Annotated in this window: 13 protein-coding genes; 6 read left to right on the top strand and 7 right to left on the bottom strand. The window is 60.5% G+C overall.

The annotated features are described in order from the left end of the window. The 3 genes from N4Q37_RS07165 to N4Q37_RS07155 form a co-directional block, all read left to right on the top strand. Positions 1-1358, top strand: a 1358-nt coding sequence (locus N4Q37_RS07165; protein WP_260956378.1) for a carbon starvation CstA family protein, incomplete at its 5' end; no start/stop codon positions are given. A 15-nt stretch (positions 1359-1373) separates the two neighbouring features. Beyond that, complete coding sequence (locus N4Q37_RS07160) at positions 1374-1571, top strand: YbdD/YjiX family protein (RefSeq protein WP_260956376.1); 198 nt, start codon at positions 1374-1376, stop codon at positions 1569-1571. Positions 1572-1725: 154 nt separating this feature from the next. Then, positions 1726-3849 carry a TonB-dependent siderophore receptor gene (locus tag N4Q37_RS07155; protein WP_260956375.1) on the top strand — a complete coding sequence of 708 codons (2124 nt, stop codon included), beginning with the start codon at positions 1726-1728 and terminating at the stop codon, positions 3847-3849. A 207-nt stretch (positions 3850-4056) separates the two neighbouring features. Here N4Q37_RS07155 and N4Q37_RS07150 read toward each other — a convergent pair whose 3' ends face one another. Continuing rightward, positions 4057-4452 carry a winged helix-turn-helix transcriptional regulator gene (locus N4Q37_RS07150; RefSeq protein WP_260956372.1) on the bottom strand — a complete coding sequence of 132 codons (396 nt, stop codon included), beginning with the start codon at positions 4450-4452 and terminating at the stop codon, positions 4057-4059. Positions 4453-4545: 93 nt separating this feature from the next. Between N4Q37_RS07150 and N4Q37_RS07145 the strand changes: the two genes are divergently transcribed. After that, positions 4546-4953: a DoxX family protein gene (locus tag N4Q37_RS07145; RefSeq protein WP_260956370.1), complete on the top strand. Its 408-nt coding sequence runs from the start codon at positions 4546-4548 to the stop codon at positions 4951-4953. An 18-nt stretch (positions 4954-4971) separates the two neighbouring features. Beyond that, entirely contained in the window at positions 4972-5715 is a 744-nt protein-coding gene (locus tag N4Q37_RS07140) for an SDR family NAD(P)-dependent oxidoreductase (RefSeq protein WP_260956368.1), read from the top strand. Between the two features lie 115 nt (positions 5716-5830). On the opposite strand, the gene N4Q37_RS07135 is transcribed toward N4Q37_RS07140, so the two are convergent. Together N4Q37_RS07135 and N4Q37_RS07130 are read right to left on the bottom strand one after the other, a co-directional pair. Further along, positions 5831-6874: an LLM class flavin-dependent oxidoreductase gene (locus N4Q37_RS07135; RefSeq protein WP_260956366.1), complete on the bottom strand. Its 1044-nt coding sequence runs from the start codon at positions 6872-6874 to the stop codon at positions 5831-5833. 179 nt (positions 6875-7053) lie between these two features. After that, positions 7054-7539, bottom strand: coding sequence for a flavin reductase family protein (locus tag N4Q37_RS07130; protein ID WP_260956364.1), 486 nt, complete (start codon positions 7537-7539; stop codon positions 7054-7056). Between the two features lie 308 nt (positions 7540-7847). On the opposite strand from N4Q37_RS07130, the gene N4Q37_RS07125 reads away from it, so the two are divergent. Continuing rightward, on the top strand, positions 7848-9254 hold the full coding sequence (locus N4Q37_RS07125; protein ID WP_260956362.1) for a purine-cytosine permease family protein: 1407 nt from the start codon (positions 7848-7850) through the stop codon (positions 9252-9254). Between the two features lie 296 nt (positions 9255-9550). On the opposite strand, the gene N4Q37_RS07120 is transcribed toward N4Q37_RS07125, so the two are convergent. Genes N4Q37_RS07120 through N4Q37_RS07105 form a run of 4 tightly spaced genes read right to left on the bottom strand, consistent with a single transcriptional unit; the run spans position 9551 to position 13484 of the window. Then, positions 9551-10702 carry an ABC transporter ATP-binding protein gene (locus tag N4Q37_RS07120; protein WP_260956361.1) on the bottom strand — a complete coding sequence of 384 codons (1152 nt, stop codon included), beginning with the start codon at positions 10700-10702 and terminating at the stop codon, positions 9551-9553. Between the two features lie 17 nt (positions 10703-10719). Beyond that, on the bottom strand, positions 10720-11529 hold the full coding sequence (locus N4Q37_RS07115; RefSeq protein WP_041022978.1) for an ABC transporter permease: 810 nt from the start codon (positions 11527-11529) through the stop codon (positions 10720-10722). A 6-nt stretch (positions 11530-11535) separates the two neighbouring features. After that, the gene (locus N4Q37_RS07110) at positions 11536-12474 is read right to left on the bottom strand and encodes an ABC transporter permease (protein WP_390897904.1); all 939 of its coding nucleotides are present in this window, start codon (positions 12472-12474) and stop codon (positions 11536-11538) included. After that, entirely contained in the window at positions 12459-13484 is a 1026-nt protein-coding gene (locus tag N4Q37_RS07105) for an ABC transporter substrate-binding protein (RefSeq protein WP_260956355.1), read from the bottom strand. The genes N4Q37_RS07110 and N4Q37_RS07105 overlap by 16 nt, the downstream gene beginning before the upstream one ends. Between the last annotated feature and the right edge of the window lie 215 nt (positions 13485-13699).

The following is a 13699-nucleotide window of genomic DNA, read 5'->3' as shown; positions in this document are numbered from 1 at the left end:
GGCTGGGCGGGCAGGTCGCCGCCGATCCGGTCTGGGCCAAGGCCTTCAGCTTCACCGGGATCCAGATCACCTGGATGCTGATCGGCTACGGCTTCGTCGCCGCGGTGCTGCCGGTGTGGCTGATCCTGGCGCCACGGGACTACCTGTCGACGTTCCTCAAGATCGGCACCATCGTCGCCCTGGCGATCGGCATCCTGATCACCATGCCCGAGCTGAAAATGCCGGCGCTGACCCAGTTCACCAACGGCCTGGGCCCGGTGTGGAAGGGCGGGCTGTTCCCGTTCCTGTTCATCACCATCGCTTGTGGCGCGGTGTCGGGTTTCCATGCGCTGATCTCCTCGGGCACCACGCCCAAGCTGCTGGATAACGAAACCAACGCCCGCTACATCGGCTACGGCGGCATGCTGATGGAGTCGTTCGTGGCGATCATGGCCATGGTCGCCGCTTCGGTGATCGAGCCAGGCGTGTACTTCGCCATGAACAGCCCGGCGGCGATCGTCGGCGGTGACGTGGTGGCCGTGGCGCAGACCGTCAGCAGTTGGGGCTTCGCCATCACCCCGGACGCGCTGCAAGCGGTGGCCCGGGACATCGGCGAAACCACCGTGCTGGCCCGTGCCGGCGGTGCGCCGACCCTGGCGGTCGGCATCGCGCAGATCCTGCACTCGGTGCTGCCGGGTGAGAACACCATGGCGTTCTGGTACCACTTCGCGATCCTGTTCGAAGCACTGTTCATCCTCACCGCGGTGGACGCCGGCACCCGTGCCGGGCGCTTCATGCTGCAGGATTTGCTCGGCTCGTTCGTGCCGGCGCTCAAGCGCACCGAATCCTGGACCGCCAACCTGATCGCCACCGCCGGTTGCGTGGCGCTGTGGGGCTACCTGCTGTACCAGGGCGTGATCGATCCGCTGGGTGGCATCAACACCTTGTGGCCGCTGTTCGGCATCTCCAACCAGATGCTGGCCGGTATCGCCCTGATGCTCGGCACCGTGGTGCTGATCAAGATGAAGCGCCAGCGCTACGTCTGGGTCACGCTGCTGCCGGCCACCTGGCTGCTGATCTGCACCACCACGGCGGGCCTGATCAAACTGTTCGACGCCAACCCGGCGATCGGCTTCCTGGCCCTGGCGCGTAAATACAACGAAGCCCTGGCCGCCGGCCAGATCCTGGCCCCGGCCAAGAGCATCGAGCAGATGCAGCATGTGGTGTTCAACGCCTACACCAACGCGACGCTGACCGCGCTGTTCCTGTTCGTGGTGCTGAGCATTCTGTTCTATGCGATCAAGGTCGGTGTCGCCGCCTGGGGCACGAAGGAACGCACGGACAAGGAAGCGCCATTCCAGGCCCTGCCGGACGCTTGATAGAGGACTGCAACGATGTTCAATGACTTGAGTCGCCTCGGTAAATACCTCGGTCAGGCCGCGCGCCTGATGGTCGGCATGCCCGACTACGACAACTACGTCGAGCACATGCAGAGCAAACACCCGGACCAGCCGCTGATGGACTACGAGACGTTCTTTCGCGAACGCCAGGAAGCCCGTTACGGCGGTAAGGGTGGGCCGAAGTGTTGTTGACCCGATAACCGGGTTGGGACCGTAGCCCTTGGGGGAGCGAGCAAACTCGTTCCCTCAAGGGTTTGTGCTGATCATCATTTGATACAAATCATTTACTGGGAATCGTTCTCAAAGTATATTCGCTCTCATTAACAATCCTCCATGAGTGCGTCTCTTGAACCGTTCCACCCCTCCCGTTCACCGCAATGCCTTCCTCAAACACGTCCTGCCCACGCTTTCCTGCTGTCTGATTGCCGGTCCGCTGTGGGCACAGGACAGGCTCGAACTGCCGGCCACGGACATCCAGGGCACTCGCGTCACTCAGGATGAAGGCTATACGACGTCGCAAGCCAGCACGGCGAGCAAGAGCGATGTTCCGATCAAGGAGGAAGCGCAATCGATCAACGTGGTGACCCAACAGACCCTGGCCGATTTCCAGGTGCACTCGTTGAACGATGCGATGAAGTTCGTCAGCGGCGTAAGCCAGGGCAACACCCTGGGCGGCTCGCGGGACTCGCTGGTCAAGCGCGGTTTCGGCACCAACGACGACGGTTCGATCCTGCGCGACGGCGTGCGCTCGAACCTCGGGCACAACTTCAGCGCCACCACCGACCGCGTCGAAGTGCTCAAGGGCCCGGCCTCGATGCTCTACGGCGCCCTGGAGCCGGGCGGCCTGGTCAACGTCATCAGCAAGAAACCCGAATACACCCAGAGCACCACGTTGAGTGGCTCCGCCTACAGCGAAGGCGGCGGCACCACGGCGGTGGACACCACCGGGCCTCTGGGGGATACCGGGCTGGCTTATCGGTTGATTGCCGAGCGTGGTCATGAGGACTACTGGCGCAACTACGGCGTGAATGAAAGCACCCTGGTCGCGCCGTCCCTGGCCTGGACCGGTGAGCGGGCTTCGTTGAACCTGAGCTATGAGTACAACGAATATTCCAATCCGTTTGACCGTGGGACGGTGTTCCGTAACGGGCATCCCGTGGATATCGATTACGATAAGCGTCTCGACGAGCCGTGGGCCAAGAGCGTGGGGATTCGCGAGACCGCGACGGCGCGTTTTGAGTACGAGCTGAGTGAGGCGTGGAAGACGCGGGTGACCTATGGCTGGAACAATGATCGGTACAGTCTTTCGATTGCGCAGCCCAGCACATTGACTGGCAATACGCTGCGTCGGGCTGCCAACGGTGCCCATTACGATGATGAAACCCGTTACGCAAGTTGGGATTTCATCGGCAAACAGGAGTTGTTCGGTCAGCGCCATGATGTGTTGATCGGTGTCGATAACCAGGTATCCGATCAATATCGCGGCAAGACCTACCGCGGGGTTGTGCAGGGAGGCTTTGACATCACCGCGCCGGTTTACGGCAGCCTGGCAGAGCCGGGCAGGGTGAATGCCGCGCAAAGCAATCTGACTAACCAGCTGACCTCCAGCTCCGTGTACCTAAAGGACAACTGGCACCTGGATGAACGCTGGATTCTGGTGTTTGGCGGACGCTACCAGCATTACGACCAATTCAGTGAAACGGGGATGATCAAGCGAGTGCCTGTTCGCGACGATAACGGCGATGCCTTTGTTCCGTTCCTTGGACTGGTCTACAAGGCCGATGAGACTTTGTCGCTGTATGGCAATTACAGTCGTTCGTTCAAACCCAACGATACCGTCGATGACAACCTCAGCACCTTCAAGCCGGAGGAGGGGCGCAGTTACGAAGTCGGTGCCAAATATGATCCTTTGCCTGGACTGAATATCAATCTCGCCTTGTTCGATATCGAAAAAAAGAACGTGGTGACCAACACCGTAGTGGGTGGGAAAACCATTGCAGAAGCCGCCGGCAAAGTCGGCTCCCAAGGCCTGGAACTGGACGTCACCGGGCGCCTGGCCGAGCGCTGGGACCTGATTGGCACCTACAGCTACACTCACACGGAAATTCTCGACGATCCAAATGACGAAGGTCATCGCCTCGCCAATGCGCCCAAGCACACCGCCAGCTTGTACCTGTCCCATCACTTGAACGTACCCGCCGAATTCGGCGCCTGGCACGCTGGTGCCGGTGCGCGCTATGTCGGCGAGCGTGCCGCCAACAACGACAACGATTTCTGGTTGAGCAGCTACACCGTAGCCGACGCCTTCCTGCGTTGGGAATCCCCCGTGCTGGGGTACAAGACATCGCTGCAACTGAACGTCGACAACCTGTTCGACAAGCAGTACTACCCGTCTTCCACCGGTAGCGAGTTGCAGGTCGCCGTCGGCGAGCCGCGTACCGCGCGCCTGAGTGCCAGTGTGACGTTCTGATCCCGCTGTCCTGGAATGAAAAGAATCGGCGTCAAGCCCCTGGTGGAAGTCACTAGGGGCAAAGTCGCATGCAGGGCGCTGGCTTAGCTCTACTACTGAGCAATTTGCAGCTTGCTGACTTGTGGACTGGAAGCCACATAAGAGCGTCGAGTGGGGCGCCGGATCGCACTGCATCGAGGGCGATTGCCATGCTGGCGCAGCCCAACATCATTCTGACTTCGGCGCGACGGCCTTGGCTTTGCGCCCGCGTGCAGCCGGCTTCACTGGCACGCTTCTCCCATGCTCGGCCCACCAGGCCGTCAACGCCTCCATTGTCGGCCCCAGGCCGCGTGCCTTCGCCGTGATCTCGTACTCGACGCGGGGCGGCACTTCTGCAAACACCGTGCGTGACACCAAGCCATCGGCCTCCAGCTCACGCAGTTGAGCCGTCAGCATGTGCTGGGTGATGCCCGGAATCGCCTTGCGCAGCTCGCCGAAGCGATAGATCCGCTGGTTCAGCAGCCACATGATTTCCAGCTTCCATTTGCCGGAAAGCAGCGCGAACGCGCGGCGCATTTCGTCGTGCATGTTGATCCCGCTGGTCTCATTAGTCTGGTTTTCCATACTAGCAACCATTTAATCATCCTACTTGTCGGTTTTCATATTAGGCAACATCCTCGCAAAAAGTCGATATGAACTAACGCTGGGAACCCGCTCATGGTTACGCATTACGCCTACTGGATCAGCACCGCATTGCTGGCGCTCCTCTACCTGTCGTCCGCAACGCTCTACGTCGTCAAGAAGGATTGGGTGCGCCAGGCGCTTGCCGATCTGAACTATGCCGCTCCCTACCTTGTGCCGCTCATGGTCGTGGTGAAGGTGCTCGGGCCGCTTGCGATCTTGTCGCGCGTGAGCGTGCCCCTGAGTGATCTGGCTTACGCAGGCACCTTCTTTCAACTCCTGCTGTCCGCCTCGGCGCATCTCGGCGTACGCAAGCCCAAGGGGGCGCTTGCGGCGGTGCTTGGCTTGGTGCTCCTGGTCGTCTCGTTCACCACCCAAAACATCGCCCGCGACACCGCTTCGCCGTATGGCGCGGTCGTAGCAACGCAGCAAAGTAACCCTTAACTTCCAAAGGAGAAAATAATGTTCCGACTCAACGGAAAAGTAGCCATTGTCACAGGCGCCGGACGCGGTATCGGCCGAGCGACCGCCAAGCTACTCGCGGCGGAAGGCGCGAAGGTCGCCGTTCTTTCGCTCACGCCCGCAAACGTGGATGCCGTTGTTGCCGACATTACCGCCGCCGGCGGTACGGCTCTCGGTATCCCCTGCGATATTGGCAACGCCGACCAGCTCAAGGTCGCCATCGACAAGGTAGCGGCTACCTATGGTGGTATCGACATTCTGGTAAACAACGCCTTCGATTCCACTGCTCCGTTCTCGTCCATCATCGATCTGTCGGCGGAACAACTGCAGCGCAATTTGGACCTCGGCCCCATCGCGTACCTCCGCGCCATGCAGGCGGCCTATCCGTACCTGAAAAAAAGCGGCGAAGGACGCGTTATCAACTTCGGCTCGATGGCTGGCATCGTCGGGCTGGTTGGCTATGGCCCCTACAACATGGCAAAGGAAGCCGTGCGGGCACTGACCCGCACGGCTGCGCGGGAATGGGGAGCAGACAAGATCACGGTGAACAACGTCCTCCCTGTGGCCGAAACGTGGGAGCCCGATGTCAACGTGCCGGCGGCGACCAATCCCTTGGGTCGCTACGGTTCGCCGGAAGACGACATTGCGCCGGTCGTGCTGTTCCTGGCCAGTAAGGACAGCCAGTTCATCACCGGATCAAGCCTTACGCCCGATGGCGGCTCCATCATCGACAGCGCCCGCTGACCCACGCTCGCGGGCTTGGACATGACGCCGGCTTTCCAGATCGACCCACGCCCATTCGAGCGTGATGATTTCCGGTCGACGGCCCGTGAACTCGAATTGAGGCCGGATTGCGCGATCAACGAAACGCCGGCACCACGTGCTTGATGAACAGCTCCAGGGATCTTTTCTTCTCGGCATGGGGCAGGCTGTTGTCGCACCAGAAGCTGAACTCGTCGACGCCCAGTTCCTGGTAGTACTTGATGCGCGGGATGATTTCTTCCGGGGTGCCGATCATGGCGGTCTTGTGCAGGCTCTCCAGTTCGAATTCCGGGCGACCGGCGAATTTTTCTTCCGGGCTTGGCGCCAGGAAGCCATTGACCGGGGTTTCCTTGTTGCCGAACCACGCATCGAAGGTGCGGTAGAACTTGGCGATTGCCTTGGCCCCGACTTTCCAGCCTTCGGGATTGTCGGCCGAGTGCACGTGGGTATGGCGCAGCACCATCAATTGGGGGCGCGGCACGCCGGGGTTGTTATCCAGCGCGTTCTGGAACTTGTTCTTCAGGTCGAGGACTTCTTCGTCGCCCTTCATCAATGGGGTGACCATGACATTACAGCCGTTGGCGACCGCGAAGTTGTGCGAGTCCGGGTCACGAGCCGCGATCCACATGGGTGGGTTCGGCTTCTGGATCGGCTTGGGCACGCTGGTGGACGTCGGGAACTTCCAGATGTCGCCGTCATGGGCGTAGTCGCCTTGCCACAGTGCGCGCACCGCCGGGACCATTTCCCGCAGCGCCTGGCCGCCGGAGGCCGCTGGCATGCCGCCGGCCATGCGGTCGAATTCCACCTGGTAGGCGCCACGGGCCAGGCCGACTTCCATGCGACCGTTGCTGATCACGTCCAGCAATGCGCATTCACCGGCCGCCCGCAGCGGGTGCCAGAACGGTGCAATGATGGTGCCGGCACCCAGGTGGATGGTGGTGGTCCTGGCCGCCAGATAGGCTAGCAGCGGCATCGGGCTTGGCGAGATGGTGTATTCCATGGCGTGGTGTTCACCGATCCAGACGGTGCTGAAGCCACCGGCCTCGGCCAGCAGGGTCAGCTCGGTCAGGTCTTCGAACAGCTGGCGGTGGCTGATGCTTTCGTCCCAACGTTCCATGTGTACGAACAGGGAAAATTTCATGACGCTTACCTCGGATCTTTTGTTGGCGGCCTGTCGACTGCGGGCCTGTTGCCTGGGACGAGCGCGGGGCTCCCGGGTGTTCTAGCCAGGCTGGGCGCGTCGTGGTTGCACCTGCCTGGCTGATTGATTATTGGTATACCATAATACGGAATGTCTGCAAAATATTTCTGTCCAGGCCATCAAGCCGGAACGGGCAGGGCACCCATCTTGCCGTGGCAATACACCATCGGCCCGGCGTTCTGGCGGGGCACGATCAGGTTCTTCACGGCACCGACCATGATCGCGTGGTCGCCGCCTTCATATTCGCGCCACAGTTCGCATTCGATCACTGCCGTAGCGTTGGCCAGGATTGGATTGCCCAGCTCGCTCAATGTCCATTCGATGCCTTGCGCCTTGTCTTTGCCCTTGCGCGCAAAGGCATAGGCTTCACTCTGCTGACCACCGGAAAGCACGTGAATGGCGAAGCGTTTGTTCTTGATCAGTACTGGATACGAATCGGAGCTGTAGTTGGGGCAGAACAGCACCAGGGGCGGGTCCATGGACAGTGAGCTGAACGCGCTGGCTGTCAGGCCGACGATCTGGTCGTCGTCATCCAGCGTGGTGATTACGGTGACGCCGGAAGGAAATGAGCCCAGGACTTGTTTGTAGATGGCGGCATCGATCATGGACGGTGTCCTCATGGTATTGCGGGGTTTTTATAGGTTCTTAGTCTGATGGTATACCGTAATACAATCATTGCAAGGTCTTTTTCAGCGTTCCGATAAACGTAGGGAAGGCTGTAGGGCTCAATGAATACGGGGGTTACAAGGTTGCCTGACCACGTTTTTCCCGGATCAGACGCTCACCCAAAGGACGGATCAGTCTTGTGAAAGTGTTGGAATACCATAATATGGTGCACATCTGAGTGGCGCCGTAGAGCGTCCCGGTTTGGCTTCATACAAAGATAAGAACAGACAAACTTGAGTTCATGCATATGTCCCAGATGTCCCGGCAAGACCCGTTGATCGAGAATCACACGGTCGATTACGTTCCACTCGCAGAGCGCCACGGAAAGGCTCGCGATCTGTTCACCTTATGGTTCAGCACCAACATTGCGCCGCTGCCCATCGTTACCGGCGCCATGGTGGTCCAGGTATTCCATCTCGATCTGTTCTGGGGGCTGCTGGCGATTGTCCTGGGGCATCTGGTGGGCGGGCTGGTGATTGCCCTCGCGTCGGCCCAGGGCCCCCGCATGGGGATCCCGCAAATGGTCCAGAGCCGTGGCCAGTTCGGTCGCTATGGTGCGCTGTTGATCGTGTTCTTCGCGGCGCTGATCTACATCGGTTTCTTCATTTCCAACATCGTCCTGGCGGGTAAATCCATTGTCGGCATTGCGCCATCGGTACCGGTGTCGGCCAGCATCCTGATCGGCGCGCTGAGCGCTACGGCCATCGGTGTGATCGGGTATCGCTTCATCCATACCCTCAACCGCATCGGCACCTGGGTGATGGGCAGCGCCTTGCTCGCCGGCTTCTTCTATATCTTCGCCCATGATCTGCCGGCGGACTTCTTTACCCGGGGTGGTTTCAACCTGTCCGGTTGGCTGGCGACGGTGTCGCTGGGGATCATCTGGCAGATCAGCTTCTCGCCTTATGTATCGGACTACTCGCGTTACCTGCCGGCGGATATCGGTATTGCCCGCCCATTCCTGGCCACGTACCTGGGGGCCACCCTGGGCACGATCCTGTCGTTTGTCTTCGGCGCCGTGGCGGTGTTGGCGACTCCTGAAGGCACCGAAGCCATGGCTGCGGTCAAGCAGTCCACCGGTTGGCTTGGGCCGATTCTGATGGTGCTGTTCCTGCTCAATATCATCAGCCACAACGCTTTGAATCTGTATGGTGCGGTTCTGTCGATCATCACCTCGATCCAGACCTTTGCCAGTCAATGGACGCCGAGCATCAAGGTTCGAGTGGTCTTGTCGAGCGTGGTGTTGGCGGGTTGCTGTGTGGTGGCATTGGGCGCTTCGGCGAACTTCATCTCGCAATTCATCGGTTTGATCCTGGCGTTGTTGCTGGTATTGGTGCCATGGGCGTCGATCAACCTGATTGATTTCTATGTGATCAAGCGCGGCCATTACGACATCGCCTCGATCTTTCATGCCGATGGCGGGATTTATGGGCGTTTCAACCTGCATGCGATCGTGGCGTATTTCATCGGGATCATCGTGCAACTGCCGTTTGCCAATACCTCGTTCTATGTCGGGCCCTATGCGAACCTGATCGAAGGTGCGGACCTGTCATGGCTGGTGGGGTTGGTGGTGACTTGTCCGTTGTATTACTGCCTGGCAACGCGTGGACAGACTCGGCGGAGCATGGCTGCGCGGTTAGGTTATACGGACTGATTGAAGAACTGCTTGAGCGAATGCCCGGCTATTGGCCGGGCATTTTTGTTTGGGGTTTTAAGGGCGTGTGAGCTGTGGGAGCCGAGCTTGCTTACTCGCAATGACGGCAGCCCATTCACCCTTAATGCAAGCGGACCCACCGCTATCGCGAGCAAGCTTTGCTTCCACAGCAGGAGCCAATCAGGGTGACCACGGAAGGCAATCGAAACACAAAAAAAGGCCGCCGCAACCCGACGTTGCGGCGACCCGAGGGTGACATCTGAGAAAAGGCCCACCGAAGTGGGCCTGCAGGGGAGTCAGTGCGCCCCGGCTGCCTTGTTCAAATCGCTTTCGGCCCATTCGGTGTACACGCACGCATCAGCCGTGGCCCAGCGCACACGCACCGGATCACCCGCCTTGAGGGGCATGCCAGCAGCGGAGAGGGCCTTGACGGTCATGGCGGTGCCACCGGAGGTCACCACGCTGCAGGTCTGGCTTTCACCGAGGAACAGCACTTCGACAACCTTGGCCGAGACTTCATTCCAGCCCGCTGCCAATGGTTCTTGAGCGGCCTGCTCGGTGCTCAGGGCCAAGGCTTTTTCCGGGCGGACCATCAGCAGCACGTCCTGGTCGGTTTGCAGGCCGGCGGTCAGGCGGATCGACAGCGGCTGGCCTTCGAATGTCGCCACCGCGTTGCCCTGGGCCTTGAGCTTGAGGAAGTTCGAGTTGCCGAGGAACGACGCGACAAAGGCATTCGGCGGATTCTGGTAGAGGTCGTAGCCGGTGCCCAGGCCGACGATCTTGCCGTGGCTGAAAATGGCGATGCGCTGGGACAGACGCATGGCTTCTTCCTGGTCGTGGGTCACGTAGACGATGGTGATGCCCAGGCGCCGATGCAGTTGGCGCAGTTCATCCTGCAGGTCTTCACGGAGTTTCTTGTCGAGGGCGCCGAGGGGTTCGTCCATCAGCAGGATGCGTGGTTCGTAGACCAATGCCCGGGCAATCGCCACGCGCTGTTGCTGGCCACCGGAGAGTTGCGAAGGGCGGCGATGGGCGAACTGCTCCAGTTGCACCAGCTTGAGCATCGCGTCGACCCGGCGATCGCGTTCGGCAGGCGTCAGCTTGCGGATCGCCAGCGGGAAGGCAATGTTGTCGCGTACCGACAGGTGCGGGAACAGCGAATAACGCTGGAACACCATGCCGATGTCGCGTTTGTGCGGCGGGACGTTGACCAGGGATTTGCCGTCCACCAGGATCTCGCCGCTGCTGGGGGTTTCAAACCCGGCGAGCATCGACAGCGTAGTGCTCTTGCCCGAGCCGCTGGAGCCGAGGAAGGTCAGGAACTCTCCGTCCTGGATCTCCAGGGCAATATCGTCGACGGCGGCAAAGTCGCCGTAGTGCTTGTTCAGGTTGCGCAGGCTGACCAGGGTCTTGTTGTTCTGTTGTGCGGGGTCTTTGACGGCACTCATTGTGTTCTCCTAGGCGCTCAGGCGCTGATTTCATTGCGCCGGCGCAGGGCGGCGGCGATCACCATCACCAATACCGAGAGGCCGATCAGCAGCGTCGAAGCGACGGCGATCACAGGCGTCAGGTCCTGGCGCAGGGTGGTCCACATTTTTACAGGCAGGGTTTGCAGGGTCGGGCTGGCCATCATCACGCTCAGCACCACCTCGTCCCACGACACCAGGAACGCGAACAGGGCGCCGGCGATCATGCCCGGGCGGATGGCCGGGAAGGTGACCTTGAACACCGCTTGCAGGCGTGATGCGCCGCAGATCACGGCGGCGTCCTCGATGGACTGGTCGAACAGTTTCAGCGAGTTGATGATCGAGATGATGGTGAACGGTAGCGCGACGATGACGTGGCTGACCACGAACGCGAACATCGTGCCGGTGTATCCGAGCTTGAGAAACAGCGCGTACACCGCCACCGCGATGATCACCAGCGGCACGATCATCGGTAGGGTGAACAGGCCGTAGAGCATTTCCCGCCCCGGAAACCGACCACGCACCAGGGCGAACGCGGTGGGCAGGCCCAGGGCCACGGCGCAGATCGTGGTCAGTACCGCGACCTTGAGACTGGCCAGTGCAGCGCTCATCCAGTCTGGGTTGGAAAAGAACTGGCCATACCATTTGAACGTCCAGCCCGGTGGCGGGAAGACCAGCCACTGGGACGAGCCGAACGACAGCAGCACGATGAACACGATGGGCAGCAGCAGGAACAACCCGATCAACCCGGTCGTGAAGTACAGACCGAAGCGCATGCGTCGGCTCATGGCATTGGGAGTCAGGAGCATGACGATTTACCTCGCGTTACTGGCGCCAACCGGGGATTCCGGCTGAAGCTTCAGGTAGAAGTAGAACAGCACCAGCGTGATGACGATCAGCAACGCGGCACCGGCGCTCGCCAGGCCCCAGTTGAGGAACGATTGCACCTGCTGGATGATGAACTCGGGCAGCATCATGTTCTGCGCACCGCCGAGCAGCGCCGGGGTGACGTAGTAACCCAGGGACATCACGAACACCATCAGGCCGCCGGAAAACAGCCCCGGCCGGCACAGCGGCAAGAACACCCGGAAGAAATTGGTCCAGGGACTGGCACCACAGATGGAGCCGGCCTGCAGGATCATCGGGTCGATGGCCTGCATGGTCGCCTGCAACGGCAGGACGATGAACGGGATCATGATGTAGCTCATGCCGATCACCACGCCGGTGAGGTTGTGCACCATCTCCAGTGGCTGGTCGATGATCCCCAGGGCCATCAACGCCTTGTTGATCACGCCGGAGGCCTGCAACAGCACCAGCCAGGAATAGGTCCGGGCCAGCAGGCTGGTCCACATCGACAGCAGCACGATGTTCAGGATCCAGCGACCCCAGCCACGGGGCACCAGGGTGATGGCCCAGGCCAGGGGGAAGCCCAGCAGCAGGCTGAACAGCGTTACCAGGCCGGCCACCGAAAAGGTATTGAGCAGCACCCGGGTATAGGCCGAGTTGGCGAACAGTTGCTCGTAGTTGCCTAGCCCGGGCACCGGTTCCAGCACGCCACGCAACAGCAGGCCGATCAGCGGCGCCAGGAAGAACAGGCCAAGGAACAGCAGGGCGGGCGCCAGGTTACCGGCCCCGCGCCAGCGTCGGGCCAGCGACGAAGTCGTCGCTGGCTTGGCGGTTGCCACACCGGCAGCGCCAGGGGCGCTCCCGGTGTGTTGGGTTGTCGTTACCGACATTTTCATTTGACCAGCCATTCGTTCCACCGTGTCGCGATGTCCTGACCGTTCTTGGCCCAGTACGCGAAATCGAGCGTGATCTGATCCTTGGCATAGGCGGTCGGCAGGTTGGGAGCGAGCACCGAATCCAGGCGCGCGACGCTATCGACGTTGACCGGCGCATAGGCGGTCAGGTTGGAGAAGTCGGCCTGGCCCTTGGCGCTGCTGGCGTTGGCCAGGAACTTCATGGCGGCCGCCTTGTTCTTCGAACCCTTTGGCACGACCAGAATGTCGGCCATGACCAGGTTCTGTTTCCAGCTCACGCCCACCGGTGCGCCGTCTTGTTGCAGTGCGTAGACGCGGCCGTTCCAGAACTGACCGAGACTGGCTTCGCCGGATGCGAGCAGTTGCTGGGACTGGGCGCCGCCGCCCCACCAGACGATGTCTTTCTTGATGGTGTCGAGTTTCTTGAAGGCGCGATCCAGGTCCAGAGGGTAGAGCTTGTCCTGAGGCACGCCGTCGGCCAGCAGGGCCAGTTCAAGCACGCCAGGGCTCGGCCATTTGTACAGGGCGCGTTTGCCGGGGTAGGTCTTGGTGTCGAACAGCGCGGACCAGTCCTGTGGCTTGCCGGCACCGAGCTTGCCTTCGTTGTAGCCGAGCACGAAGGAGAAGTAGAAGGAACCGACACCGTGATCGGAAACGAAGCGTGGATCGATCTTGTCGCGCTGGATGACCGAGAAGTCCAGAGGTTCGAGCAGACCTTCGGCGGCGGCGCGCAAGGCAAAATCAGCCTCGACGTCAACCACGTCCCACTGCACGTTGCCGCTCTCGACCATGGCCTTGAGTTTGCCGTAGTCAGTCGGGCCATCCTGAACCACCGTGATGCCGCTGGCCTTGCTGAACGGGTCGGCCCAGGCCTGTTTCTGTGCATCCTGGGTGGTGCCACCCCAACTGACGAAGTTGACGCTTTCAGCCGCCATCGTCGTCTGGCTGGTGATACCCAGCAAGCCAGCAAAAAGAACGGCTACTGCACTTTTCTTCAACACCATTTTCACGCCCTCATTGTTGTGTTTATTGAGCGGGCTTGTGTGTGCCCGCTTATCGGGAGCTATAGGTCCATCTGGTTTTGCAGGACCGTGCCAAGGGCTGGATGTGTGTGCTTTCCCTGTCGGGTGCACTTGGCTGAAGCGTTCGGTCTATGGAATATCATATTATGGTATTCCAAACTTTCTGCAAGCATTTTGCCGTACCGGCTATCTGTCTG

The sequence above is a fragment of the Pseudomonas citri genome, from assembly GCF_025336485.1.
In the GTDB taxonomy this organism is placed as follows: Bacteria; Pseudomonadota; Gammaproteobacteria; order Pseudomonadales; family Pseudomonadaceae; genus Aquipseudomonas; species Aquipseudomonas citri.
This window is presented reverse-complemented; position numbering and strand designations above follow the sequence as displayed.